This window comes from Phenylobacterium sp., from assembly GCF_019636135.1.
Taxonomy (GTDB): domain Bacteria; phylum Pseudomonadota; class Alphaproteobacteria; order Caulobacterales; family Caulobacteraceae; genus Phenylobacterium.
This window is the reverse complement of record NZ_JAHBYD010000008.1, coordinates 47,921-70,931: the sequence shown is the minus strand read 5'-3', so window position 1 is coordinate 70,931 and position 23,011 is coordinate 47,921. Positions and strand designations below refer to the sequence as shown.

Annotated in this window: 25 protein-coding genes; 13 read left to right on the top strand and 12 right to left on the bottom strand. The window is 70.9% G+C overall.

What is annotated here, in order from left to right; all coding sequences use genetic code 11:
* Positions 1-4 precede the first annotated feature (4 nt).
* The 3 genes from KF737_RS07585 to KF737_RS07575 form a co-directional block, all read right to left on the bottom strand.
* The gene (locus tag KF737_RS07585; protein ID WP_296452393.1) at positions 5-157 is read right to left on the bottom strand and encodes a hypothetical protein; all 153 of its coding nucleotides are present in this window, start codon (positions 155-157) and stop codon (positions 5-7) included.
* 180 nt (positions 158-337) lie between these two features.
* The gene (locus tag KF737_RS07580; RefSeq protein WP_296452390.1) at positions 338-1,138 is read right to left on the bottom strand and encodes an SDR family NAD(P)-dependent oxidoreductase; all 801 of its coding nucleotides are present in this window, start codon (positions 1,136-1,138) and stop codon (positions 338-340) included.
* Between the two features lies 1 nt (position 1,139).
* Positions 1,140-1,709, bottom strand: a complete 570-nt coding sequence (locus KF737_RS07575; protein WP_296452386.1) for a carboxymuconolactone decarboxylase family protein — start codon at positions 1,707-1,709, stop codon at positions 1,140-1,142.
* Positions 1,710-1,802: 93 nt separating this feature from the next.
* On the opposite strand from KF737_RS07575, the gene nhaA reads away from it, so the two are divergent.
* Positions 1,803-2,990, top strand: coding sequence for a Na+/H+ antiporter NhaA (nhaA, locus tag KF737_RS07570; RefSeq protein ID WP_296452383.1), 1,188 nt, complete (start codon positions 1,803-1,805; stop codon positions 2,988-2,990).
* A 45-nt stretch (positions 2,991-3,035) separates the two neighbouring features.
* Here the strand turns inward: nhaA and KF737_RS07565 are convergent, their stop codons facing one another.
* Positions 3,036-4,427 (bottom strand): sensor histidine kinase, encoded by a 1,392-nt coding sequence (locus KF737_RS07565; protein WP_296452380.1) that lies wholly within the window; start codon positions 4,425-4,427, stop codon positions 3,036-3,038.
* A gap of 158 nt (positions 4,428-4,585) precedes the next feature.
* On the bottom strand, positions 4,586-6,028 hold the full coding sequence (locus KF737_RS07560) for an aldehyde dehydrogenase family protein (protein ID WP_296452377.1): 1,443 nt from the start codon (positions 6,026-6,028) through the stop codon (positions 4,586-4,588).
* Between the two features lie 301 nt (positions 6,029-6,329).
* Between KF737_RS07560 and KF737_RS07555 the strand changes: the two genes are divergently transcribed.
* The 5 genes from KF737_RS07555 to KF737_RS07535 all read left to right on the top strand — a co-directional run bounded on the left by KF737_RS07555 (position 6,330) and on the right by KF737_RS07535 (position 8,762).
* The gene (locus tag KF737_RS07555; RefSeq protein ID WP_296452374.1) at positions 6,330-7,058 is read left to right on the top strand and encodes an SDR family oxidoreductase; all 729 of its coding nucleotides are present in this window, start codon (positions 6,330-6,332) and stop codon (positions 7,056-7,058) included.
* Positions 7,055-7,429 (top strand): dihydroneopterin aldolase, encoded by a 375-nt coding sequence (gene folB, locus KF737_RS07550; protein ID WP_296452369.1) that lies wholly within the window; start codon positions 7,055-7,057, stop codon positions 7,427-7,429. Before KF737_RS07555 ends, folB begins: the two co-directional genes overlap by 4 nt.
* Positions 7,430-7,539: 110 nt before the next feature.
* Positions 7,540-7,941: a hypothetical protein gene (locus KF737_RS07545; protein ID WP_296452364.1), complete on the top strand. Its 402-nt coding sequence runs from the start codon at positions 7,540-7,542 to the stop codon at positions 7,939-7,941.
* Between the two features lie 52 nt (positions 7,942-7,993).
* The gene (locus KF737_RS07540; RefSeq protein WP_296452363.1) at positions 7,994-8,266 is read left to right on the top strand and encodes a DUF1778 domain-containing protein; all 273 of its coding nucleotides are present in this window, start codon (positions 7,994-7,996) and stop codon (positions 8,264-8,266) included.
* A 25-nt stretch (positions 8,267-8,291) separates the two neighbouring features.
* On the top strand, positions 8,292-8,762 hold the full coding sequence (locus KF737_RS07535; RefSeq protein ID WP_296452362.1) for a GNAT family N-acetyltransferase: 471 nt from the start codon (positions 8,292-8,294) through the stop codon (positions 8,760-8,762).
* An 8-nt stretch (positions 8,763-8,770) separates the two neighbouring features.
* Here the strand turns inward: KF737_RS07535 and KF737_RS07530 are convergent, their stop codons facing one another.
* The gene (locus KF737_RS07530) at positions 8,771-9,658 is read right to left on the bottom strand and encodes a branched-chain amino acid aminotransferase (protein WP_296452360.1); all 888 of its coding nucleotides are present in this window, start codon (positions 9,656-9,658) and stop codon (positions 8,771-8,773) included.
* 89 nt (positions 9,659-9,747) lie between these two features.
* On the opposite strand from KF737_RS07530, the gene KF737_RS07525 reads away from it, so the two are divergent.
* From KF737_RS07525 to KF737_RS07515, 3 genes are read left to right on the top strand one after another with little or no spacing between them, the layout of a single operon-like run.
* Complete coding sequence (locus KF737_RS07525; protein ID WP_296452354.1) at positions 9,748-10,239, top strand: MarR family transcriptional regulator; 492 nt, start codon at positions 9,748-9,750, stop codon at positions 10,237-10,239.
* Positions 10,236-10,949, top strand: a complete 714-nt coding sequence (locus KF737_RS07520; protein ID WP_296452351.1) for a response regulator — start codon at positions 10,236-10,238, stop codon at positions 10,947-10,949. The genes KF737_RS07525 and KF737_RS07520 overlap by 4 nt, the downstream gene beginning before the upstream one ends.
* Positions 10,949-12,316, top strand: coding sequence for an ATP-binding protein (locus KF737_RS07515; RefSeq protein ID WP_296452348.1), 1,368 nt, complete (start codon positions 10,949-10,951; stop codon positions 12,314-12,316). The genes KF737_RS07520 and KF737_RS07515 overlap by 1 nt, the downstream gene beginning before the upstream one ends.
* A gap of 42 nt (positions 12,317-12,358) precedes the next feature.
* Here KF737_RS07515 and proC read toward each other — a convergent pair whose 3' ends face one another.
* A complete protein-coding gene (proC, locus tag KF737_RS07510; RefSeq protein WP_296452638.1) occupies positions 12,359-13,153 on the bottom strand; it encodes a pyrroline-5-carboxylate reductase in 795 nt (264 codons plus the stop codon).
* Between the two features lie 122 nt (positions 13,154-13,275).
* Here proC and KF737_RS07505 point away from each other — a divergent pair, with 122 nt between their 5' ends.
* Entirely contained in the window at positions 13,276-15,198 is a 1,923-nt protein-coding gene (locus KF737_RS07505) for an alpha/beta fold hydrolase (RefSeq protein WP_296452345.1), read from the top strand.
* Between the two features lie 4 nt (positions 15,199-15,202).
* Here the strand turns inward: KF737_RS07505 and KF737_RS07500 are convergent, their stop codons facing one another.
* From KF737_RS07500 to KF737_RS07485, 4 genes are all read right to left on the bottom strand, one after another.
* Positions 15,203-15,739: a hypothetical protein gene (locus KF737_RS07500; protein ID WP_296452343.1), complete on the bottom strand. Its 537-nt coding sequence runs from the start codon at positions 15,737-15,739 to the stop codon at positions 15,203-15,205.
* Positions 15,740-16,173: 434 nt separating this feature from the next.
* The gene (locus tag KF737_RS07495; protein WP_296452340.1) at positions 16,174-16,515 is read right to left on the bottom strand and encodes a GIY-YIG nuclease family protein; all 342 of its coding nucleotides are present in this window, start codon (positions 16,513-16,515) and stop codon (positions 16,174-16,176) included.
* A 226-nt stretch (positions 16,516-16,741) separates the two neighbouring features.
* Positions 16,742-17,245, bottom strand: a complete 504-nt coding sequence (locus KF737_RS07490; RefSeq protein ID WP_296452335.1) for a YbjN domain-containing protein — start codon at positions 17,243-17,245, stop codon at positions 16,742-16,744.
* Between the two features lie 139 nt (positions 17,246-17,384).
* Positions 17,385-17,642 (bottom strand): accessory factor UbiK family protein, encoded by a 258-nt coding sequence (locus KF737_RS07485; protein ID WP_296452332.1) that lies wholly within the window; start codon positions 17,640-17,642, stop codon positions 17,385-17,387.
* 119 nt (positions 17,643-17,761) lie between these two features.
* On the opposite strand from KF737_RS07485, the gene lgt reads away from it, so the two are divergent.
* From lgt to pgeF, 3 genes are all read left to right on the top strand, one after another.
* Complete coding sequence (gene lgt, locus KF737_RS07480; protein WP_296452329.1) at positions 17,762-18,631, top strand: prolipoprotein diacylglyceryl transferase; 870 nt, start codon at positions 17,762-17,764, stop codon at positions 18,629-18,631.
* Complete coding sequence (locus KF737_RS07475; protein ID WP_296452326.1) at positions 18,628-19,680, top strand: SAM-dependent methyltransferase; 1,053 nt, start codon at positions 18,628-18,630, stop codon at positions 19,678-19,680. Before lgt ends, KF737_RS07475 begins: the two co-directional genes overlap by 4 nt.
* 343 nt (positions 19,681-20,023) lie before the next feature.
* The gene (gene pgeF / locus KF737_RS07470) at positions 20,024-20,788 is read left to right on the top strand and encodes a peptidoglycan editing factor PgeF (protein ID WP_296452322.1); all 765 of its coding nucleotides are present in this window, start codon (positions 20,024-20,026) and stop codon (positions 20,786-20,788) included.
* Between the two features lie 250 nt (positions 20,789-21,038).
* On the opposite strand, the gene ybaL is transcribed toward pgeF, so the two are convergent.
* Positions 21,039-22,991, bottom strand: coding sequence for a YbaL family putative K(+) efflux transporter (ybaL, locus tag KF737_RS07465; protein WP_296452319.1), 1,953 nt, complete (start codon positions 22,989-22,991; stop codon positions 21,039-21,041).
* Positions 22,992-23,011 lie beyond the last annotated feature (20 nt).

Genomic DNA, 23,011 nt, shown 5'->3' with positions numbered 1-23,011 from the left:
ACAGCTAGCGGATGCCCAGGAAGCCCAGGACGGCCAGCACGACGACCACCAGGCCGACCAGGTAGATGATCCCATTCATGGCGCGGCTCTCTCCTCGCGTCCCCCAGGCGCCGAGAACGCGGAGAAACGGAAGGCCGTTCCTCCCAACGCCTGTCATCCCGGTTTCGCCCCCGCTGTCATCCCGGTTTCGCGAAGCGAAGACCGGGACCCAACCGTCGGGCGTATCGATGGTTGGCGGGCGGCCCTGACGGTCGGGGCCAGATCACGATCTCAGAGCACCGGACGGTTGGGTCCCGGTCTTTGGCTGCGCCAAAACCGGGATGACAATCGGTGGGGGTTACCCGATGCGCACGCCCATGGCGCCGTCGACGGGCAGGATCGCGCCGGAGATGAAGCTGGCCTCGTCGGAGGCGAGGAAGAGGGCGGCATAGGCGGTGTCCCAGCCGGTGCCCATCTTGCCGCCGAGCGGCACGCGGGCGTCGCGCTCGGCCCGGACCTCGGCGGTGGAGCGGCCGCTGGCGCTGGCGATGCCCGAGACCGCCATGGGCGTGTCCATGTAGCCCATCATGATGGCGTTGCAGCGCACGCCGTAGCGGGCGTTGGACTGCGCCACGCTGGTGGTCAGGCGGTTCACGCCGGCCTTGGAGACCTCGTAGGCGAGCTGGATGCCCCCCGCCCGTGCCGCCAGCGACGAGATGTTGACGATCGAGCCCCCGCCCTGCTCGCGCATCACCGGCAGCGCCGCCTTGATGGTCAGCCACATGCCCTTGAGGTTGACCGCGAGGATGCGGTCGAAGGCCGCCTCCTCCAGCCGGTGGGCGGGGCCGTCGCCGCCGCCGATGCCGACGTTGTTGATCAGCACGTCCAGCCGCCCGAACCGCGCCTTGGCCTCGTCGACCACGCGGGCGCAATCGGCGGCCTTGGCGATGTCGGCGCCGATGGCGTGGGCCGCGCCGCCCTCTTCGACCACCATGGCGGCGGTCTCCTCGGCGCGGTCGGCGACGCGGTCGACGCAGAGCACGCTCGCGCCTTCCCGGGCGAACAGCAGCGCCATGGCGCGGCCGTTGCCGACCGTCTCGCCCGGAGTCTGGCCGGCGCCGACCACCACCGCGACCTTGCCCTCGAGGCGGCGCGCCATGTCAGTAGCCCTTCAGCTCGGGATCGAGCGTCTGGCCCTCGTCGAGCTGCACGCCGAAGGTGTTCAGGATCATCGAGACCTGGGTGTACTGGCCCACGGTGAACACCAGATCCATGCACTGCTTCTCCGTGTAGTGCTTCCTGAGCTCGGCCCATGTCGCATCCGTGACGAAGTGGTCGTGGTGGAGTTCGTCCGACGCCTTGATCAGCACCGCGTCGGCCGGCTTCCAGCCGGCGCCGGCGCCGCGCTTGATGGCCTCGATCTCGGCCTCGGTCAGGCCGCTCTGCAGGCCGATGCGGCTGTGCTGGGTGAATTCGTAGCCGCTCTTGCAGAGGTAGCCGATGCGCAGGATCACGATCTCGCGCTCGCGCGCCGGCAGGTCGTTGCGCCGCGACAGCACATAACCGCCCCAGTCGTTGAACCGGCTCAGCGCCTTGGGCGCGCGCGCCAGGGTGCGGAAGATGTTGAGCACGCCCATCGTCCCGTTGCGGACCGGCTTCAGCGCCTCCTCCTGGTCCGGGGTCATCTCGCCGTCGGCGAGCGGGGCGATCCGCGGCTGGGTCAGTCTCATGGCGTTTCCTCGAACATCCGGTCTTTGCGGGCACCTTAGAGCCGCCGGCCGATTTCGCTAGAGCGGCGCCGGAGCGGTTGCTAGGCAAGGGCGATGTCGTCCCGGTCGACCCTCGAGTTCCTGAAGACGGAGACCGGCTCCGGCCTGCTGCTGGCCGCCTCGGCCTTCGCCGCGATCCTCTGGGCCAATTCGCCGTGGGCCGGGGTCTACGACGCGCTGACGCACACGGCGGTTCCGGTGCAGGTCGGGCCGTTCTTCCAGGAGATGAGCCTCTCCGGCTGGGTGAAGACGGCGCTGATGCCGATCTTCTTCTTCGTCGTGGGGCTGGAGATCAAGCACGAGATCCTGCGGGGCGAACTCTCGAACCCCCGGCGCCTCGCGCTGCCGATCCTGGCGGCCGCCGGGGGCGTGATCGCGCCGGCCCTGATCTACCTGGCGATCAACGGGATCGGCGGCGGGCGCATGGAAGGCTGGCCGGTGCCGACCGCCACCGACATCGCCTTTGCGCTGGCGGCGCTCGCCGTGGCGGGGCCGAAGCTGCCGCCGACGCTGCGGGTGTTCCTGCTGACCCTGGCCATCGCCGACGACCTCGTCGCCGTGGTGCTGATCGCCGCGCTCTACACGACGGAGCTCAGGTTCCCGATGCTGGCGGGCGCGGCGGTGACGACCGCGGTGCTGGCCGCCATGGGCCGCTGGCGCGCCGCGCCCTACGCCTTCTGGGCGGCGGGCGGCCTGCTGCTCTGGGGCTTCACGCTGGAATCGGGCGTGAACACCTCGCTGGCGGGCATCGCCGCGGCCTTCTGCTTCCCGCTGGAGCCGAAGCGGCCCGGCGGCCAGGGCGTGCTGGCCGAGACCATGGAGGCGCTGCACCCCTACGTCGCCTTCCTGATCCTGCCGCTGTTCGCCTTCACCGCAGCGGGCTTCACGCTGGGCGCCGAGACCGGCAAGGCGCTGGGGCCGGTCAGCCTGGGCGTGGCGGCCGGCCTCTTCTTCGGCAAGCAGATCGGCGTCTTCGGCGCCGCGGCGCTGGCCATCGGGCTGAAATGGGCGCGCCGGCCCACGGGCGCGAAATGGCTGGAGCTCTACGGCGTCTCGGCCCTCTGCGGCGTCGGCTTCACGATGAGCCTGTTCATCGGCGCCCTGGCCTTCCCCGACGCCGACGCCGCCCACCAGACCCAGGTGCGGGCGGGGGTGATCGTGGGCTCCCTGGCGTCTGTGCTCCTGGGCGCGATCGTGCTGCGGATCGGCGCCGCACGGCGGGCCGCCGAGGGCGCAGGCTAGACCATTCGGCGCTTGGGTTGGTCCGAGGCCGGGAAGCCGAATGGTCTAGATGTCGAAGAGGGTCGGCGCGTTCTCGGCCGGCGGCAGGCGCGCCTTCAGGAGGCAACTGAAGCCCGACGTTTCGTAGCGCATGGTCGCCGAGCCCCGCAGCTCGCTGCGCAGGCCGCGCTCGATGAGGCGCGAGCCGAAGCCCCGGCGCGTGGGCGGCGAAACCGGCGGCCCCTGCGACTCCGCCCACGTCAGCGAGAGCTCGCGGCTGGCCGCGTCGAAGGCCCAGGTGACGTCGATCCGGCCGCGTTCGACCGACAGCGCGCCGTACTTCACCGCGTTGGTGGCGAGTTCGTGCAGGACCAGCGCCATGGTCAGCGCCGCCGCGGGTTGCAGCCACACCTCGGGCCCCTCGACCCGCACCTGGACCGACGCGACCGGCACGAAGGGCCGCAGCGCCCGCTCTGCGACGCCCTTCAGCGCCGCGCCGTGCCACCTCTCGCGGGTCAGCAGCTCATGCACCTCGGAGAGGCCCAGGAGGCGCGCCTCGAACTTGCCGTAGGCCCGCTCCGGGTCGGGCTCGTGGCGCAGGGTCTGGGACGCCATCGACTGGACGGTGGCCAGCGTGTTCTTCACCCGGTGGTTCAGCTCGTTGATCAGCAGGCGGAGCTGGCCCTGGTAGCGCTGCTGCTCGCGCTCGGCCTGCTTGCGCGCCGAGATGTCCTCGATGATCGAGACGAAGTAGTCCGGTTCGCCCGTCGGCGTGCGCACCAGCGACACCGTCAGCCCGATCCAGACCACCCCGCCGCCCTTCCTGAGGTAGCGCTTCTCCAGCGAATAGGTGGTGATGCGGCCGTCCAGCAGCGCCTCGGCCTGGGCGACGTCGGTGTCGAGGTCGTCCGGGTGCGTGATCTGGTGGAAGGTGAGCTGCGTGATCTCGGCGCGGGTGTATCCGCAGATCTCGCAGAAGCGGTCGTTGACCTCCAGGAACCGGCCGTCGGGCGAGACGCGCGCGGCGCCCACCGCCACCTGGTCGAAGATCGCGCGGTAGCGGGCCTCGGCGGCCTCCAGGCTCATCCGCGCCTCGACCTCCTCGGTCACCACTTCGGTGTAGAGCACGAGGCCCCCGATCTCGCCGGCGTCGCTGCGCCAGGGCGCCAGCGACCAGCGGACCCACATGATCGAGCCGTCGGGCTGCGGGAACGGATCGGCGGGGTGGTTGCGCTCCTTGCCGTCCTTCAGCACCTGGGCGTGAAGGTCGCGCCAGCGCTGCGGCACCGCGGGGAAGACGTCGTAGTGCAGCCGCCCGACCAGGGGCGTGTCGGCCGGCAGGCCCTGGTCGGTCAGGAACCGCCCGGACGCGGCCAGGTAGCGCATGCCGCGGTCGAAGAGGGCGATGCCGATCGGCGCGTGGCGGATCGCCGTGAAGACGCTGGAGGGCGGAGACACGGTATCCAGAACGTCGTTGCCCTTCCGTCCGGTCACAACGGCTGCACCGCTCGCGGCGGCAAGCTCCGCCGCAGCCGCAGTGGAAGGCGGGGCGACTGTCCGGTCAAGCAAAAGGGCCACCCGAGGGCGGCCCTTCGCATCACGCTGATTCGGAGGCCTTATTCCGCCGCCGGCTTCGGCGCGTAGCCGAGCATGGCCTTGGTCTCGAGGAACTCGTGGAAGGCGTAGTCGCCCCACTCGCGCCCGTTGCCGCTCATCTTGTAACCGCCGAACGGGGCCATCATGTCGCCGCCGCCGCCGTTGATCGACACCTGGCCGGCGCGAAGCTTGGCGGCGACCTTGCGGGCCTTCTCCAGGTCTTCCGCCTGCACGTAGGCGGCCAGGCCGTACTCGGTGTCGTTGCCGATGTCGATCGCCTGCTCGACCGTCTCGTAGCCGAGGATCGAGATCACCGGGCCGAAGATCTCCTCCTTGGCGATGGTCATGTCGTTGGTCACGTTCGCGAAGACGGTCGGCTTCACGTAGTAGCCCTTGTCGAGGCCTTCGGGCCGGCCCGTGCCGCCGATCACGAGGGTGGCGCCCTCGTCGATGCCGGCCTGGATCAGCTTCTGGATCTTGTCGAACTGGACCTTGGAGACCACGGGGCCGAGCTGGCTGTTGCCGTTCGGGTCGCCGACGGTGACGCCGGCGGCGGTTTCCCGCGCCACCGCGATCGCCTCGTCCATCCGCTTGGAGGGGACGAGCATGCGGGTCGGCGCGTTACAGGACTGGCCCGAGTTGGTCATCATGGTGGCCACGCCACGGCCGACGCCCTTCGCGAACGCGCCGTCGTCCAGCACGATGTTCGGGCTCTTGCCGCCCAACTCCTGGGCCACGCGCTTGACGGTGGCGGCGGCCGCCTTGGCCACTTCGATGCCGGCGCGGGTCGAGCCGGTGAACGACACCATGTCGACGTCCGGGTGGCTGGAGATCGCCGCGCCCACCGTCGGGCCGTCGCCGTGGACCAGGTTGAACACGCCGGCCGGCACGCCCGCCGCATGCATGATCTCGGCGAAGATGTGCCCGCTGAAGGGCGCCACTTCCGACGGCTTCAGCACCATGGTGCAGCCCGTCGCGATGGCCGGGGCCACCTTGCAGACGATCTGGTTCAGCGGCCAGTTCCAGGGGGTGATGAAGCCGCAGACGCCGATCGGCTCCTTGACGATCATCGTCGGGCCGCGGTCTTCCTCGAACTTGAAGTTCTTGAGGACCTCGGTGGTGGTGGCCAGGTGCGCCATGCCGATCGGAACCTGCGCGCGCTGGGCGAGCGACGCCGGGGCGCCCATCTCCTCGGTCACCGCGGTCGCGAGGTCGCCGAAGCGCTTCTGGTATTCGGCCAGGATGCGGCCCAGGACCTCCAGGCGCTCTTCGCGGCTGGTCTGGCTCCAACTGTCGAACGCCTTGCGGGCCGCCTTGCAGGCCGCGTCCACGTCCGCGGCCGAGCCCATGGCGATCTTGCCGGCGACCTGTTCGGTGGCGGGGTTCTCGACGTCGAGCGTCTTGAGGCCGCCGACCGGGTCCACCCACTTCCCGTCGATGTAGAACTTGAGGTACTCGCGCATGACGTCCTCCGTCTTTGTCGTTCAATCTTGTCGTTGGGGATCGAGGCGCGCGCACGCCCCACCCGTCAAACGCTCATTTTAGTGATCGGCGTTAAGGTGGGAAGCCCCTGCCTTGGCGTCAGGCGACGAAGTTGCGCGTTTTGACCGAAGCCTTGCGACGCCGGGCGGCGGTCGCTAAAGCCCGGATCGGCAATTCCCGGAGGCCCCATGAGCGGCATCTACATGATCCTCGCGTTCCTCGCCGTCATGGCGGCGCTGAACTTCTTCGAGTTCGGCCGCCTCGACTGAGGCGGGATATCCCGTGGCCGGCCGCGGCGCAGCACTGGTGACGGGCGGCGCGCGGCGGATCGGCCGCGTGCTGGCGGCGACGGCCGCCGAGGCCGGCTATGACGTCGCCCTGCACGCCCGCGCCGTCGACGACGATGCGGAAGCCGCCGCCGGAGAGGTCCGCGCCCGGGGCCGCAAGGCGCGCATCGTCACCTGCGACCTGCGCAAGGAAAGCGAGACCGTCGCCCTGGTCGGCGAGGCCGAGGGCGAGCTCGGCCCCGTCACGCTCCTGATCAACTGCGCCTCCGTCTTCGAGGAGGACGCCTTCGCCGACATGAACCGCGCCTCGTGGGACCTCCACATGGAGACCAACCTGCGTGCGCCCTTGGTGCTCGCCCAGGTGTTCGCGCGGCGCCTGCCCGCCGACCGCGAAGGCCTGATCGTCAACGTGCTGGACCAGCGGGTCCTGCGGCCCGGCGCCCATTTCTTCTCCTACACCCTGTCCAAGGCCGCGCTGTGGGACGCGACGAGGATGCTGGCCCAGGCGCTGGCGCCGCGCATCCGCGTGAACGGCATCGGGCCCGGCCCCACCCTGCCCTCGATCCATCAGGACCAGGCGGCGTTCGACGCGGAGGTCGCGAGCACCCTGATGCGGCGGCCCTCGTCGCCCGAGCAGATGGCGGCGGCCCTGCGCTACCTGATCGACGCCCACGCGGTGACCGGCCAGATGATCGCCGTCGACTCGGGCCAGCACCTCTCATGAGCCAGGCCCCGGGAGATCTGACCGCCAGCAAGGTGTTCGTGACCGGCCTCAAGGTGCAGGCCCAGATCGGCGTCTATCGCCACGAGATCGGCCGCGTGCAGCCGCTGATCGTCGACGTCGAACTCGACGTGCCCACCAACGCCTCGGACCGCCTGGCCGAGACCGTCAACTACGAGACCATCCTGCAGGCCGCGCAGGATCTCGCCGGCGGCGGCCACATCGACCTCGTCGAGACCTTCGCCCACCGGCTGGCCGAAGCCTGCCTCCAGGACGCCCGCGTCACCCGCGCCCGCGTCCGCATCGAGAAGCCCCTGGCGCTCGCGCCGCACGCGGTGGGCGCCGGCGTGGAGATCGTGCTCGCCCGCGCCTGAGGCCGGGTGTCCAATTTGTAACGGAGTTACATCTTCCGCCCGCGGAGCGGTGGGGCCATTTCTTTGTGCGGGAGCCCGATTTCCGGGCGTGGAGGACCAAAGAACCTACGATGACCGACCTTTATCGCACCGAAGACAAGACGATGCCGGCGGTGTGCTACGCGCTCTACCTGCTGGGCTTCGCCACGGGCGGCCTCACCGCACTCATCGGCGCCGTCATCGCCCACGCGCAGCAGGGGACGGCGGGCCCCGACATGCGCACCCACTACACCTACCTGATCCGCACCTTCTGGGGCTTCCTGCTCCTGGCGGTGGCCGCCGCCGTCGTGGCCGGCGTGTTCTGGCTCGTCGGCCTGCCGCTGACGATCATCGGCATCGGCTTCGCCTTCTGGGGCGTCGCGGGCCTGATCTGCGCCGTGCCGATGGTCTGGTTCGGCGTCCGCTGCATCGTGGGCCTCGTGTACCTGAGCCGCGGCGAACCCCACCCGCGCCCGTACGCGCTGCTGGCCTAGAACCCCGCCACGCCGTAATGACAGTGTCATTACGGCGTGGTAGCCTTTCGGCATGAGCGCCCAGCCGAAACGCGAAACCCTGAACCTGCGGATCAAGCCGGAGGTGCGCGACATCATCGACCGCGCCGCCGAGCTCCAGGGAAGAAGCCGCACGGATTTCGTCCTCGACGCGGCCCGGCGCGCGGCGGAGGAGGCGCTGCGGGACCAGCCTTTCATCATGGTGAGCCGGGAAGCCTACGACGCCTTCCTCAAGCGCCTGGACGAGCCACCGAACCCGAACGCGCGGCTGCGGAAATCTCTGAGCAAGAAGCCGGCCTGGGAATAGCGTGGCGGTCCGGTCGCCCGAGTCGTTGGGCGAGCATCATGACCTGTCGCGCTTCAACTGCGGGGTGGCGTCGCTCGATCAATGGCTCATCCGGCGGGCTCGGTCGAACCAGGTCGCGGGCGCGTCGCGAACCTACATCCTGGCCGACGGCGCCGAGGTGCTCGGATACTATGCCCTGGCGTCCGGAGCCGTCGCCATAGGCGCCGCGCCGGGTCGCTTCCGTCGCAACATGCCCGAACCCGTCCCCGTAGTTCTATTGGGCCGCCTCGCGATCAGCCGCGACCATCAGCGGAAGGGGCTGGGCAACGACCTTTTCACCGACGCGGTTCGGCGGGTGCTTCAGGCTTCCGAGTTGATCGGAATCCGAGGCCTCGTCGCTCACGCGGAGTCGGAAGAGGTCGTCGCCTTCTATCGGGCGATGGGGCTCGAACCGTCGCCGCTATCTCCGCTGAACCTCATGGCCACGCTGTCAGACCTGCGCAGCGGCTTCGGCTGAGGTTCGCGTCAGGCCTCCACCAGCTCCCGCCGCACCAGCCGGGCGTAGTCGTCCATCAGGCTGAGCGAGATGTTGCCCGGCCGGAACGTGTACTCGCCGATCTCGGCCACGGGCGTGACCTCGGCCGCCGAGCCCACCACGAAGCACTCCGAGAAGGTCGAGAGCTCCTCGGGCTTGATGTGGCGCTCGATCACCTCGAACCCCTTCCTCTTCGCGATCCGGATCACCGTCTGGCGGGTGATGCCGTTCAGGAAGCAGTCGGGCGTGGGCGTGTGGATCACGCCGTCCTTGATGAAGAACACGTTCGAGCCGGTGCTCTCGGCGATGTAGCCCCGGTAGTCGAGCATCATCGCGTCGGTGTAGCCTTCCTTCTCGGCCGCATGCTTCGAGATCGTGCAGATCATGTAGAGGCCGGTGGCCTTGGCATGGACCGGCTCGGTCTCGGGGCTCGGGCGCTTGTACTTCGCCCAGGTGAGGCGGATGCCCCTGGCCTTCTCCTCGGGCGAGAAGTACGAGGGCCACTCCCAGCAGGCGACCGCCACGTGGATCCTGGTGTTCTGGGCCGAGACCCCGATCATCTCCGAGCCGCGCCAGGCGATGGGGCGGATGTAGGCGTCGGTCAGGCCGTTCCTGGCGCAGACGTCCTTGCAGGCCTGGTCGATCTCGGCCACCGTGAACGGGATTTCGAAGTCCAGGATCTCCGCGGACTTGAACAGACGCTCGGTATGCGCCGTCAGCTCGAAGATCTCTCCGCCGTACATCCGCTCACCTTCGAACACGGCCGACGCATAGTGCAGGCCGTGGGTGAGTACGTGCACCTTCGCCTCGCGCCAGGGCACGAACCGGCCGTCCAGCCAGATCCATCCGTCGCGGTCGTCAAAGGGAACGAGAGACATTTGCGGAGTACCTCCTTTCGCAGGGGTCCCTTGAACCCGCCGTTCGCGGCCACGTCAAACGAATTGACCCCGACAAGGGCCACCCGGGCATGAGTGGCCCCGCCGATCCCCGCCTGATCCTGCACGAGGACGAGCTCGACGCCGGGATCGAATTGATGCTGCTGGCCGAGGCCTCGCTATGGGCGGCGGTCGACCAGGGGCTGGAGGCGGAAGGCCTGGGCCTCGGCCGCTCGCACTGGCGCGCGACCTTCCTGCTGCGCCGGCGGCCGGGCATCGGCGTGCAGGAGCTAGCGCACCTCACCAGCCTGTCCAAGCAGGCCACGAGCCGCATCCTGGTCGACCTCGAGGGCAAGGGCCTGGTCGAGAAGCAGGCCGGGGACCTCGACGGCCGCCGCCGCACGGCCGCCCTGACCGAGCGGGGCGCCGCGTTCGAGGCCGCGATCGGGGAGCGCCTGCGCAACGTGCTGTCGCGCGCCTATCGCACGGGCGGGCTGGACGGCGTGGCCGGCGCGCGCGCCATACTGGCGGCGATGGCCGGGGGACGGACGCGGCGTCCCATGCCCGGCGGAGGACGCCCATGAGCTTCTCGGACGCGCCGCCGCGCAACCGGCACCTCCTGGTGGTCGACGACGACGACCGCATCCGCGACCTCCTGAAGGAGTACCTGACGCGCGCCGGCTTCCGCGTGACCGCCGCGGCGGGGGGCGCGCCGGCCCGGCGGCTGCTCTCCACGCTCGACTTCGACCTGGCGGTGTTCGACGTGATGATGCCGGGCGAGGACGGCTTCTCGCTGACGAGGTGGCTGCGCGAGCAGCGCGGCGTGTCCGGCCGCACGCCCGTCCTGATGCTGACCGCCAAGACCGAGTCCGCCGACCGGATCGAGGGCCTGAAGCTGGGCGCCGACGACTATCTCGGCAAGCCGTTCGAGCCCGAGGAGCTGCTGCTCCGCATCGAGGCGATCCTGCGCCGCGCCGCAGACGCGCGGCCGCAGGCCGCGGGCGGGTCGCTCTCGCTGGGCCGCTGCGCCTTCGACGCCGACCGCGGCGAGCTCACCAACGCCGGCGAGCCGGTGCGCCTCACCGAGGCCGAGGTCGCGCTGCTGCGCCAGCTCGCGCGGACGCCGCACGAGGCGGTCGACCGGCTGGAGCTGGCCCGCGGCTCGGTCGACCCGTCGGGCCGCGCCGTCGACGTGCAGGTGACGCGGCTGCGGCGCAAGATCGAGGACGACCCCAAGACCCCGCGCTACCTGCAGACCGTGCGCGGCGTCGGCTACCGCCTGGTCCCGGACTGATGGTGAAGCTGCCGTCCTCGGGCAAGGTGTTGGTGCGCTGGCTGAAGCGGCGGCTGCCGGCGACGCTGTTCGCGCGGTCGCTGCTGATCATCGTGCTGCCGGTGGCGCTGATGCAGATCGCCGTCACCTACGTGTTCTTCGACGCCCACTGGCAGACGGTGACGGCGCGGCTCTCCGAGGGCCTGGCCGGCGACATCGCCTGGGCCGTCGAGACCTACAAGGACGACCCGAGCCCGGAGAGCTTCGCCAGGCTCTCGCAGCGGGCGGAGGACTCCATGGGCCTCTCCATCGCCCTGCAGCCGGGCCGCAAGCTGCCGCTCAAGCGGCGCGATCCGCCAGTGCTGCTGGAGGCCTTCTTCGCGCCGATCGACCGGTCGCTGGACCGGGCGCTGTCGGAGCGGCTGGACGCGCCCTTCTGGTTCGACACCACCCGCTACCCGGCCTACGTCGACATCCGCGTGGGCGTGCAGGGCGGGGTGATGCGGGTGCTGGCGCCGCGCGAGCGGGCCTTCGCCACCCAGGGGCACATCTTCGTCCTCTGGATGACCGTGGCGACGGTGCTGCTGACCGCCATCGCGCTCCTCTTCATCCGCAACCAGGTGCGCGCCATCGAGCGGCTGGCCAACGCCGCCGAGGCGTTCGGGCGAGGCCAGGACGCGCCCGCCTTCAAGCCGCACGGCGCCAAGGAGGTGCGGGCCGCCGCCCACGCCTTCCTCGACATGCGCGGCCGCATCCAGCGCCACATCGAGCAGCGCACCGCCCTCCTCGCCTCGGTGAGCCACGACCTGCGCACGCCGCTGACCCGGCTGAAGCTGGCGCTGGCGCTGGCCGAGCCCAACAAGCGCACGGCCGAGATGAAGCGCGACCTGGCCGAGATGGAGCACATGGTCGACGAGTACCTCGCCTTCGCCCGCGGCGAGGGCGGCGAGGCGGCCGAGACGCTGCGCCTGCGGCCGCTGATCGAGGCCGTGAGCGAAGGCGCCCGGGCGCTGGGGGCGCAGGTGACGGTGCGGGCCGACCCGGACCTCGAGGCCACCGCGCGGCCCAACGCGCTGAAGCGGGCGCTGGCCAACCTCGTGCTGAACGCCGCCGCGCACGGCGAGCGGGTCGAGGTGTCGGCGCGGCGCGTGACCGGCGACACCGTCGAGATCACCGTCGACGACGACGGGCCGGGCATCCCGGCCGAGCGGCACGAGGAGGCCTTCAAGGCCTTCGCCCGGCTGGACGAGAGCCGCAACCAGAACACCAAGGGCGTGGGCCTGGGCCTGGCCATCGCCCGCGACGTGGCCCGCGGCCATGGCGGCGACATCACGCTGGACCGCTCGCCGCTGGGCGGCCTGCGCGCCGTGGTGCGGCTGCCGGGCTGAGGCCTGCGCCGCTGGTTCAGCCCTGGCCGGGCGAACCGATTCCTAACCGCCCAGTTCCTTCGAGCGGCGGACGGCGGCGGCCACCGCCTCGCGCAGCAGGGGCGGCAGGCCGGTGTCGCCCAGCAGGACGTTCAGCGCGGCCTCCGTGGTGCCGCCGGGCGAGGTGACCTGGCGGCGGAGTTCCGCGGGCTCGCCGCCGTTCCTGGCCAGGAGCGCCGCGGCGCCCGTGAGCGTCGAGCGCGCGAGGCGCCGGGCCTCCTTCTGCGACAGCCCCGCCGAGGCGCCCGCCGCCTCCAGGGCCTCGATGAAGGCGTAGAGGTAGGCCGGCGCCGAGCCCGAGACGGCGGTCGCGGCGTGCATCAGGCCCTCGTCGTTCAGGTCGACCACCGCGCCCAGCGGCTCGAAGAGGGCGTGGGCGCGGGCCAGGGCCGCCGGGTCGTCGGCGTAGAGGCTGGCGGTCCCCTGCCCGATGGCCGCGGCGGTGGTGGGCATCACCCGGGCCACGCAGCGGCCGCCGAAGGCCTTGGCGATGTCGCGCGACGTCACGCCCGCCGCGATCGAGACGATCACCGCGCCCGAGGCCAGCCAGGCGGCGGTCTCGGCGGCGGCCTCGCGCCAGAGCTGGGGCTTCACGGCCAGCACGACGGTGCGGGCGCGGGCGAGGTCCGCGTCCGGCGGATTGAGGATCGCGCCGGCCGCCGCAGCGGCCAGCGCCGACGGGCCGGGGTGCGGGTCGCGGATGATGAGGTCCGACGCGGCGAAGGCGTCCGCCGCCAGCCAGCCCTCGACCATGGCGCCGCCCATGCGCCCGGCCCCCAGCATCAGGATCGGCGTGATCATGGCCGCAGCCTTAGCGGACCGGCCCGCGCGGCAAAACCCCGAACGGCGCTCCGCCGGTTCCGGTTGACGTGGAGGTAAGGCCGCGCTTGCTTTCCGGGGACAGGCGCAGGGACGGACCGATGTTGCGTGGACTTCTGATCGGCGGCGCGGCGGCGCTGGCGCTGGGCGGGGCGGCGTTTGCCCAGGTCCGCGAGGTGGGGAACATCGTCTACGACGGCGCGCCCGCCACGCCCAAGGACCTGCAGGCCCGCATCAACCCCTACTACAACGCCCGCTCGGCGGTGTTCGAGGACTGGCTGCCGGACGGCTCGATGCTGATCGCCACGCGGTTCGGCGACACCGCCCAGATCCACCGCGTGGCGCGCCCGATGGGGGCGCGCACCCAGCTCACCTTCTTCAGCGAGCCGATCGGCTACGCGACGGCGCAGCCGGGCAAGGCGGCCTTCCTCTACCCGCTCGATACGGGCGGGGCCGAGTACTACCAGGCCTACCTGCGCGACGTGGTCGGCAAGTCGCAGGTCCAGCTCACCGCGCCCGGCACCCGCAACCAGGGCTTCAGGTTCTCGAAGGACGGCAAGCTGGTGGCCTGGACGCAGGTGACGCCCGGCGATCCCAACTACGACATCATGCTGGCCGATCCCGCCGATCCGGCGGGCCGGAAGAAGGTGCTGGACGGCACGGGCTCGATGGGCGTGCTGGACATCTCGGGCGACGGCAGGACCCTGCTGGTCGCGCGCGACAACTCGGCGACCTGGGTCGAGCTCTTCACCCTGGACGCGGCGAGCGGGACGCTGGCGCCGATCGGGCCGACCGACCGCAAGGTGGGCTACCTCGGCGGCGCCTTCGTGAACGGCGGGACGGGCGTGCTGACCCTGTCGGACGACGGGGCCGAGATGGCGCGGCCGGTGGTGATCGACCTGAAGTCGGGCGCGGTGCGCGACCTGGAGCCCGGCGCGGCCTGGGGCTCGGAAGGCTTCGACCTTTCGCCGGACGGCAAGACGCTGGCGCAGCTCGTCAACGAGGAAGGCTACTCCAAGATCGTGCTGCGCGACGTGGCGAGCGGGCGCATCCTGCCCGGGCCGAAGCTGCCGATGGGCGTGCTGACGGGCGCGAAGTTCTCGCCCGACGGGACGAAGCTCGGACTGTCGCTCTCGACCTCGACGGGGGCCGGCGACGCCTGGAGCTACGACCTGAAGAGCGGCGCGCTGACGCGGTGGACGCAGAGCGAGATGGCGGGCCTGGACCCGGCGAAGCTGTCGGAGCCGACGCTGTTCCGCTACCCCACCTTCGACGGCAGGCAGATCCCGGCCTTCATCTACAGGCCCAAGGCCGCGAAGGGCGGCAAGCTGCCGGTGGTCATCCAGATCCACGGCGGCCCCGAGAGCCAGGAGCAGCCCAGCTTCAACCCGCGCCGCCAGTCGTGGGTGAACGAACTGGGCGCCGCCGTGATCATCCCGAACGTCCGCGGCTCCACCGGCTACGGCAAGACGTACGTGAGCCTCGACAACGCCGAGAAGCGCGAGGACTCGGTGAAGGACATCGGCGCGCTCTTCGACTGGATCGCGAAACAGCCGGACCTCGACCCGGCGCGGGTGGCCATCGTCGGCCAGTCCTACGGCGGCTACATGGTGCTGGCCGTGGCCGGCCACTACAACGACCGCATCGCCGGCACGATCGACCTCTACGGCATCTCCAACTGGATCACGTTCCTGGCGAACACCGAGGGCTACCGCCGCGACCAGCGCCGGGCCGAGTACGGCGACGAGCGGGTCCCCGGGATGCGGGCGGTGTTCGAGCAGATCGCGCCGATCAGGATGGCCGACCGGATGAAGAAGCCGATGATGGTCTTCCAGGGCGCCAACGACCCGCGCGTGCCGCGCACGGAATCGGAGCAGATGGTGAAGCAGCTCCGGTCCCAGGGGACGGAGGTCTGGTACGTGCTGGCGAAGGACGAGGGCCACGGCATCTACAAGAAGGCCAACCAGGAGGCCGTGCGGGCGACCGAGGTGGTATTCCTGAAGAAGGTGCTTGGGGTGGAGTAGGCGGTCAGGACGAGTCGGCGGGCTCCGAGGCCGGGACGGGCGCTTCGGGCGCGGGGTCGGCGTCGGGTTCGGGCTCGAAGCCCGCCGCGGCGAGGACGCGCTCGACCTGTTCGGCGATGTCGCCGTCGGCGAAGCCGGGCGCCTGCGCCATGTCCTCCAGCTCGGCCCAGGCCATGTCGAGGCCGAAGGCGATGTCCTCCTCGTCGTCGAGGGTCTCGCAGGCGATGCGCTCGACCCGCTCGTAGACGTCGCGCCGGCGCTGGTCGATGCGCTGCTGTTCCTGCGGGCCGGGGGGCGCGGGGGGCGCGGCGGCTTCGTCGCGCAAGGCGGCGTCGCGCTCGCGCTTCAGCTTCGACTTGACCAGCAGGATCTGGCGATAGCTGCGGGCGGCGCGCTCGGAGGTGCGGGCGAGCCTGCAGGCCGCGTCATCGTCCTCGGCGGCCTCGGCGCGCTCGGCGAACCTCAGCGCGAGGCGCAACTGCGAAGCCGCGAGGGCGTCGAGCCCTTGCGCGTCGGCGTCGGTGAGGTCGAAGGCGGACATTGGAACAGAAATAGAACACGAGGTCGGCGCAGGGCCAAACTTGTCGAGCACGCACGCCCGCTCTCTCTTTGATCGTCATCCCCCGGCTTGTCCGGGGGACCCACTGGGCTGTGAGCCGAACGTGAGGATCGCGGCGGCGACGCTGCGGATCATCGGTGAGTCACAGCCCAATGGGTGGCCCGGACAAGCCGGGCCATGACGTTCTTTTGGGGGAACACGAGGTCGGCGCAGGGCCAAACTTGTCGAACGTGCCGCATCGCCCACAAAAAATTGTCATCCCGGTTTCGCCGCAGGCGAAGACCGGGACCCAACCGTCGGGTGCGTCGATGGTTGGGGGCGGCCCGGGCGGTCGGGGCCATGCCGGTTAGCTCAGAGCACCCGACGGTTGGGTCCCGGTCTTTCGCTTCGCGAAAACCGGGATGACAAGGAGGAGTTTAGCGGGTGACGCCGGCGGCGGCGAGGTCGGGGTGGAGCGGCGGGAGCGCCATCATGTCGAGGTAGAGGTCGGCCCAGTGCGGGTTTTCGGTCTCGATGAGGCGGATCTTCCAGTCGCGGCGCCAGCGCTTGAGCTGCTTCTCGAAGTGGATGGCTTCGGCGACGTCACCGAAGCCGCGGAAGAAGACGAGGCGGTCGACAGCATAGGTCTTCGTGAAGCCCGGCGCCTCCTTGGACCTGTGCTCCGCGATGCGGCGTTCGAGCGAATTCGTGACGCCGACGTAGAGCGTGCCGAGTTTGTCGCTGGCGAGGATGTAGACCCAGTAGGTGTTGTCCTGCATCGGCGGCCCGCGAGAAGTTCTCGTATTGTTCTAAACCCTCACCCTACCGTTGTCATCCCGGTTTCGCCGCAGGCGAAGACCGGGACCCAACCTTCCGGTGCTCTGAGCTGGCCAGCATGGCCCTAACCGCCCGGGCCGCCTCCCACCATCGACACACCCGACGGTTGGGTCCCGGTCTTTCGCTTCGCGAAAACCGGGATGACAACGGCGGGGTTAGGGCGACTGCCTAGGCCTCGCCGACGGTTTCGAACATGCAGGCGGCGATGGCTTCCTGGGGGGTCTTGGCGCCGCGGAGGAGGAAGTCGAAGGCCGGGAAGAAGCGGTCGGCGGCTTCCACGGCCACGTCGATCATCGCCGCGGCCTGGGCGAGGCTGGGCTGTTCGCCGGTCATCAGCGCCATGCCGTGCCGGAAGATGATCTCGCCCTCGTCCCACAGCTCGAAGTGGCCGAGCCAGACGCGCGGGTTGATGGTGGCGATCAGTTCCTGGGCCGTCTGGCGCTGGGCCTTCGGGACCGAGAGGTCCATCGACAGGCACAGTTGCAGCGTGTCGCCCTCGGGCCGCCAGGCGAACCACAGCTCGTAGTCCTTCCAGTCGCCGGCCAGGGTGAAGGCGAGGTCGCCGTCCTCGGTGCGGTCGAAGGGCAGGTTCTCGGCTGTCAGGACGTGCTCGACGACGTCGAGCGGGTCGTTCGTCAGGACGACGCTGTCGTCGGTCTGGGAGGTGTCCATCAAGACCCCTTTCGACACGGGCGGGGAACGGAACGCCGCCCCCGAATCGTCCGCAGCAACCAACGTAGACCGTTTCGGGATTCAGGTGTCAGCGGGTTCTTGCGATACGCGAGCGCCTTTCGCGCGCCGTGCGACGTCTTCACGACGGCTTCGCTGCTTTTCCGCTCGCCCTTGCCGGCTTCGCGGCCTTCAGCGCCTCGATCTCGGCGCGCAGCGTGGCGATCTCCGCCTTCAGCGCATCGAAATCCTCGCGGCGCACGAGGTCCATGGCGGCGGCGAGGCGGTCGGCCTGGCTGCGGAAGGCGGCCTTGGCTTCGTCGCCGGCGGCCTGGGCCAGGCCCATGGCGGCGGTGCTGAGCTTGGCGATCTCGTCGAGGATCGGGTTTTGAGTCTGCATTCGTCTCTTTCGGACCCGGTCGGTCAGGTCCCTCAGGCTTCTATATGGGCCTTCGGGGATGAAAGCGAAGGCCTTCTCCGCTAGACCCACAGACACCTAACGCCGCAGCAGGACAAGCCGTGCCGTTCCCGAACATAGACCCGGTCCTCGTCCACCTCGGGCCCTTCGCCATCCGCTGGTACGCGCTCGCCTATGTGGCCGGCATCCTGCTGGGCTGGCGCTACGCCGTGGGCCTCCTGAAGAACGAGCGCCTCTGGATACAGCGGCCCCCGCCCATGACCCCCGACCAGATGGACGACCTGATCCTCTGGATCGCCATCGGCGTGATCGGCGGCGGGCGGATCGGGCACGTGCTGTTCTACACGCCGTCGATGATCTGGACCGACCCGATCGGCATCTTCCGGGTCTGGGAAGGCGGGATGAGCTTCCACGGCGGGGCGATCGGCGTGGCGACGGCCCTGGTGCTGTTCGCCTGGCGCAACAGGCTGGACCTGCTCAGGATCGCCGACGTGGTGGTCCCGGCCTATCCGATCGGCCACTTCCTCGGCCGCTGCGCCAACTTCATCAACGGCGAGCTCTGGGGCCGCGAGGCGCCCGCCGGCCTGCCCTGGGCCATCCGGTTCTGCAACGAGCAGATCACCAAGACCTTCGGCTACTGCCCGGCGGGCGACGCGCCCCGCCATCCCAGCCAGCTCTACGAGGCGCTGTTCGAGGGGCTGGTCCTGTTCCTGATCCTGCGCTGGGCGACGCACGTGGCGAAGCTGGGGAACCGGCGCGGCGTGGTCGCCGGCATGTTCGTGATGTTCTACGGCCTCTTCCGGATCGCCATCGAGACGGTGCGCGAACCCGATGCGGGCATGCCGGACTTCCCGCTCGGCCTGACCATGGGGATGATCCTGTCGATCCCGATGGTGCTGGCCGGCGCCTGGCTGATCTGGCGCGGCATGCGCGAGGCGACGCCAGAGGCGACGGCGGCGCAAGCCCCTTGAGCCTGAGGGACAAGCTCGCGGCGCAGATCGCCCAGACCGGGCCGCTGACGGTCGCCCAGTACATGGCCGCCTGCCTGCACGACCCGCAGTACGGCTATTACGCCACGCGCCCGGCGCTGGGCGAGGCCGGCGACTTCCTGACGGCGCCGCTGGTCAGCCAGATGTTCGGCGAGCTGATCGGCGTCTGGGCCGCCTCGGCCTGGACGCTGATGGGCGAGCCCGGGCGGCTCACCCTGGTGGAGATGGGGCCGGGCGACGGCACGCTGATGGACGACCTGCTGCGGGCGGGGCGCGCCCTGCCCGGCTTCCTCGAGGCGGCGGACGTCTGGCTGGTGGAGACGTCGGGGCCGCTCAGGGCGCGGCAGGCGGAGAAGCTGGGCGGGCGGGTGCGCTGGGCGGCGAGCCTCGACGAGGTGCCCGGCGGCGAGCCGACGCTGGCGGTGGCCAACGAGCTCCTGGACTGCCTGCCCGCGCGCCAGTTCGTGAGGACGGCCGTGGGCTGGGCCGAGCAGGTGGTGGGCCTGGACGGCGCGGGCGCCCTGGCGTTCGGCCGCGTGCCGACGGGCGAACCGCTGCCCGACGCGCGCGAGGGCGCGGTGGCGGAGGTGTCCGGGCCGCAGGCGGCGCTGGGCGCGGCGCTGGGCGCGCGGCTGGCGCGGGACGGCGGGGCGGCGCTGCTGATCGACTACGGCCGCGACGAACCGGGGTTCGGCGACACGCTGCAGGCGCTCCAGCGGCACGCGAAGGTCGATCCGCTGGACTGCCCCGGCGAGGCGGACCTCACGGTCTGGGCCGACTTCCCGGCGGTGATGGCGGCGGCCGGGCGCGAGGGCGCGGCGGCGGCGCTGCTGACCCAGGCCGCGTTCCTGGCGCGCATGGGCGTCGGCGAGCGGGCCGAGGCGCTGGTGCGGGCGCGGCCCGACAAGGCGCCGGCGATCGGGCGGCAACTGCACCGGCTGGTCGGCGGCGACCAGATGGGCGACCTCTTCAAGGTCTGCTGCCTGCATTCGCCGGACTGGGTCCCGCCGGCGTTCGAGGACATCGCCTGATCGTCATGGCCCGGCGTGTCCGGGCCACCCATTGGGCTGTGAGCCCGGGGTTGTGCTGGGACGGCGCCGCGAATCCTTGGCGGGATTCACAGCCCAATGGGTCCCCCGGACAAGCCGGGGGCGATCGCATATGGCTTGTGGGCGGCTCGTCCGCCCGATTCATGAACCGCAGAGATCGCGGAGATGCGCAGAGAAGCTCGCGGATCCACGGGAATCCTCCGCGTATCTCCGCGATCTCTGCGGTTCGACCGACGGCCTTTCGGCCACCCCGCATCCATATGCGATTGCCCTGCGGACAAGCCGGGGGATGACGTATCTTCAGAACGGAGCGATCTGAGGGGCCATGAGCGCGTTGCCCGTCCTGACCTCGCCGCTGCTGGACCTGCCGGGGATCCGGCATGGGTTCTTCACGCGGCAGGGGGGCGTGTCGGAGGGGATCCATGCGTCGCTGAACGTGGGCGCGGGGTCCAGGGACGATCCGGCCGCGGTGACGGAGAACCGGGCGCGGGCGGCGGCGCACATGGGCGGGCCGCTGGTGACCGCCTACCAGGTGCATTCGGCGACCGCGGTGGTGGCCGACGGACCCTGGCCGGCCGGGCCGCCGCAGGCCGATGCGGTGGTCACCGCGACGACCGGCGTCGTATGCGGCGCGCTGGCGGCGGACTGTGCGCCGATCCTGCTGGCCGACCCGGAGGCGCGCGTGGTGGCCGCCGTCCACGCGGGCTGGCAGGGCGCGCTGAGCGGCGTCGCCGAGGCGGCGCTGTCGCGGATGGCGGGCCTGGGCGCCGGCATCGACCGGATCGTCGCGGCGGTCGGGCCGTGCATCGGGCCGGCCAGCTATGAGGTGGGGCTGGAGTACGTGGCCCGCTTCACCCAGGTCGATCGGCGCTACGAGCGGTTCTTCTCGGCGGGGGCCGCGCCCGACAAGCGGCAGTTCGACCTGCCGGCCTTCGTGCTGATGCGGCTGCGCGAGGCCGGGGTGGCGCGCTGTGAATGGATCGGCCGCGACACCTGCGCCGAGCCCGGCCTGTTCTTCTCGAACCGCCGCGCCTTCAAGCAGGGCGAACCGGACTACGGCCGCCTGCTCTCGGCGATCGTGCTGACCTGAGCAGAGTTGCGATGCCTGCCCGACAGATAGGGTGAAAACGGGTCTCCCTTCCTCCTCGAAGGAGGAAGGGCCGGGGATGGTGGTGTGCGCAGGACCTTCCCGGCCGGGCGCGAGAGGCGTCGACGCCACAGGCGCCGTCTGCCGTGACGCCGTAGCCACACCACCACCCAACCCTCCTCCATCGAGGAGGAGGGCTTTCGTTGGAGTTCCTCGGCGCCCCTGCTTGGTTGCGGCGCGCCCGTGCCGGCCGTCAGTACACTGGCGCGTGGGCGGACTGGCGGGCGCCGGCGGGGGTGAGGGCGACGCGTTCGCCGTCGAGGCTGGCCAGGAGGTCCTTGGCGGCGAGGCCGGCGACGGCGTTCGTCAGTTGCTCGGCGTCGAAGTCGCCGATGCGCCGGGCGCCTTCGAAGAGCTGGTCGCGCGGCACGGCCTCGCCCGCCGCGAGGCCGTCGAGGCGGGCGACGGAGAGCAGCGCCCACTCGGCGTCGTTCAGCAGCACCTGCGGCGTCGGCGCGGGCGCGGCGACCGCCAGCGGCGGCGGCGGCTCGGCCAGCGGCTGGAGGTGGGCCAGCATGGCGGCGGCCAGCTCTCGCTCGCCGGAGATCGGCTTGTCGCAGCCGTGCTTCAGGAGGTGGTCGACCTCGGCGTCGGAGTGGGCGCGGGCGATGATCTCCAGCTTGGGGTTGACCCGCCGCGCCTCCTCGGTGACGCCGCCGGCCTCGAAGCCGTCGGGGGCGGTGCAGATCAGCCGGTGCGCGACGCCGACGCCGGCGATGGCCAGGACGCGCGGATCGGCGGCGTTGCCGTCGATGACCTCGAAGCCGGCGTCGCGGGCGCGCTTGCCCGCCTTCTCGTCGACCTCGACCACCAGGAAGGGTCGGCCGGCCGTCTCCAGGCCCTCGGCCACCGCGGCGCCCACCCGGCCGAAGCCGACCACCACCACATGCTCGGTGAGCGCGGTCGGCAGCGGGTCGTTGGCCGGCGCGGGCGTCTGGACCTCGGCGACCGGCTTCGCCTTGGGCCGCGTGCGCAGGACGGCGGCGAAGATGAGGGGGTTCAGCAGGATCGAGACGATCGCGCCGCCCAGGATCAGGTCGCGGCCCGCTTCCGGCAGCAGCTTCAGCTCGAAGCCGAGCGTCGCCAGGATGAAGGAGAACTCGCCGATCTGGGCCAGCGAGGCGGCGATGGTCAGCGCCGTGGTGTTGTCGTGCCGGAAGGCCCGCACGATGAGCCAGGCCGCCAGCGACTTGCCGATCACGATGATCGCGACGGTGGCCGCGAGCGCCCAGGGCTGGTCGACCAGGACGTTCGGATTGAAGAGCATGCCGACCGAGACGAAGAACAGCACCGCGAAGGCGTCGCGGAGCGGCAGCGTCTCCTCGGCCGCGCGCTGGCTGAGCTCGGACTCCGCCAGGATCATCCCGGCGAAGAAGGCGCCCAGGGCGAACGAGACGTCGAAGAGCAGCGCCGCGCCGAAGGCGACGCCCAGCGCGATGGCGAACACCGCGAGCCGGAACAGCTCCCGCGAGCCGGTGTGGGCCGTCCAGTGCAGCACCCACGGGATGATCCGGCGGCCCACGATCAGCATGAAGGCCACGAAGGCGATGACCTTGCCGATGGTGGTCGCGAGCGGGACGATCCAGCCGCTGACGACGTCGGTCGAGGCGCTGGACGCGGTGAGCGCCCCGGCCAGCGCCGGGATCAGCACCAGGGCCAGCACCATCGCCAGGTCCTCGACGATCAGCCAGCCGACGGCGATGCGGCCCCGCTCGGTCTGGACGATCCGGCGCTCCTGCAACGCCCGGAGCAGCACGACGGTGGAGGCCACCGAGAGCGCGAGGCCGAAGACGAGGCCCGCCATCGGCGTCCAGCCCAGGGCGTGGGCCAGCCCCATGCCGAGCGCGGTGGCCACCGCCATCTGCCCGATGGCGCCGGGGATCGCGATCCTGCGGACCGACAGCAGGTCCTTCAGCGAGAAATGCAGCCCCACGCCGAACATCAGCAGGATGACGCCGATCTCGGCGAGCTCCTGGGCCAGATGCTGGTCGGCCACGTAGCCGGGGGTGAACGGTCCCACGAGAACGCCCGCGGCGAGGTAGCCGACGAGGGGCGAGACGCGGAACCGGTGGGCGAGCGCCCCCAGCCCGAAGGCGATGGTGAGGCCGGCGACGATGGTGGCGATCAGCGGGGTATGATGGGGCATGCGGCTCCGGGGTCAGGCGT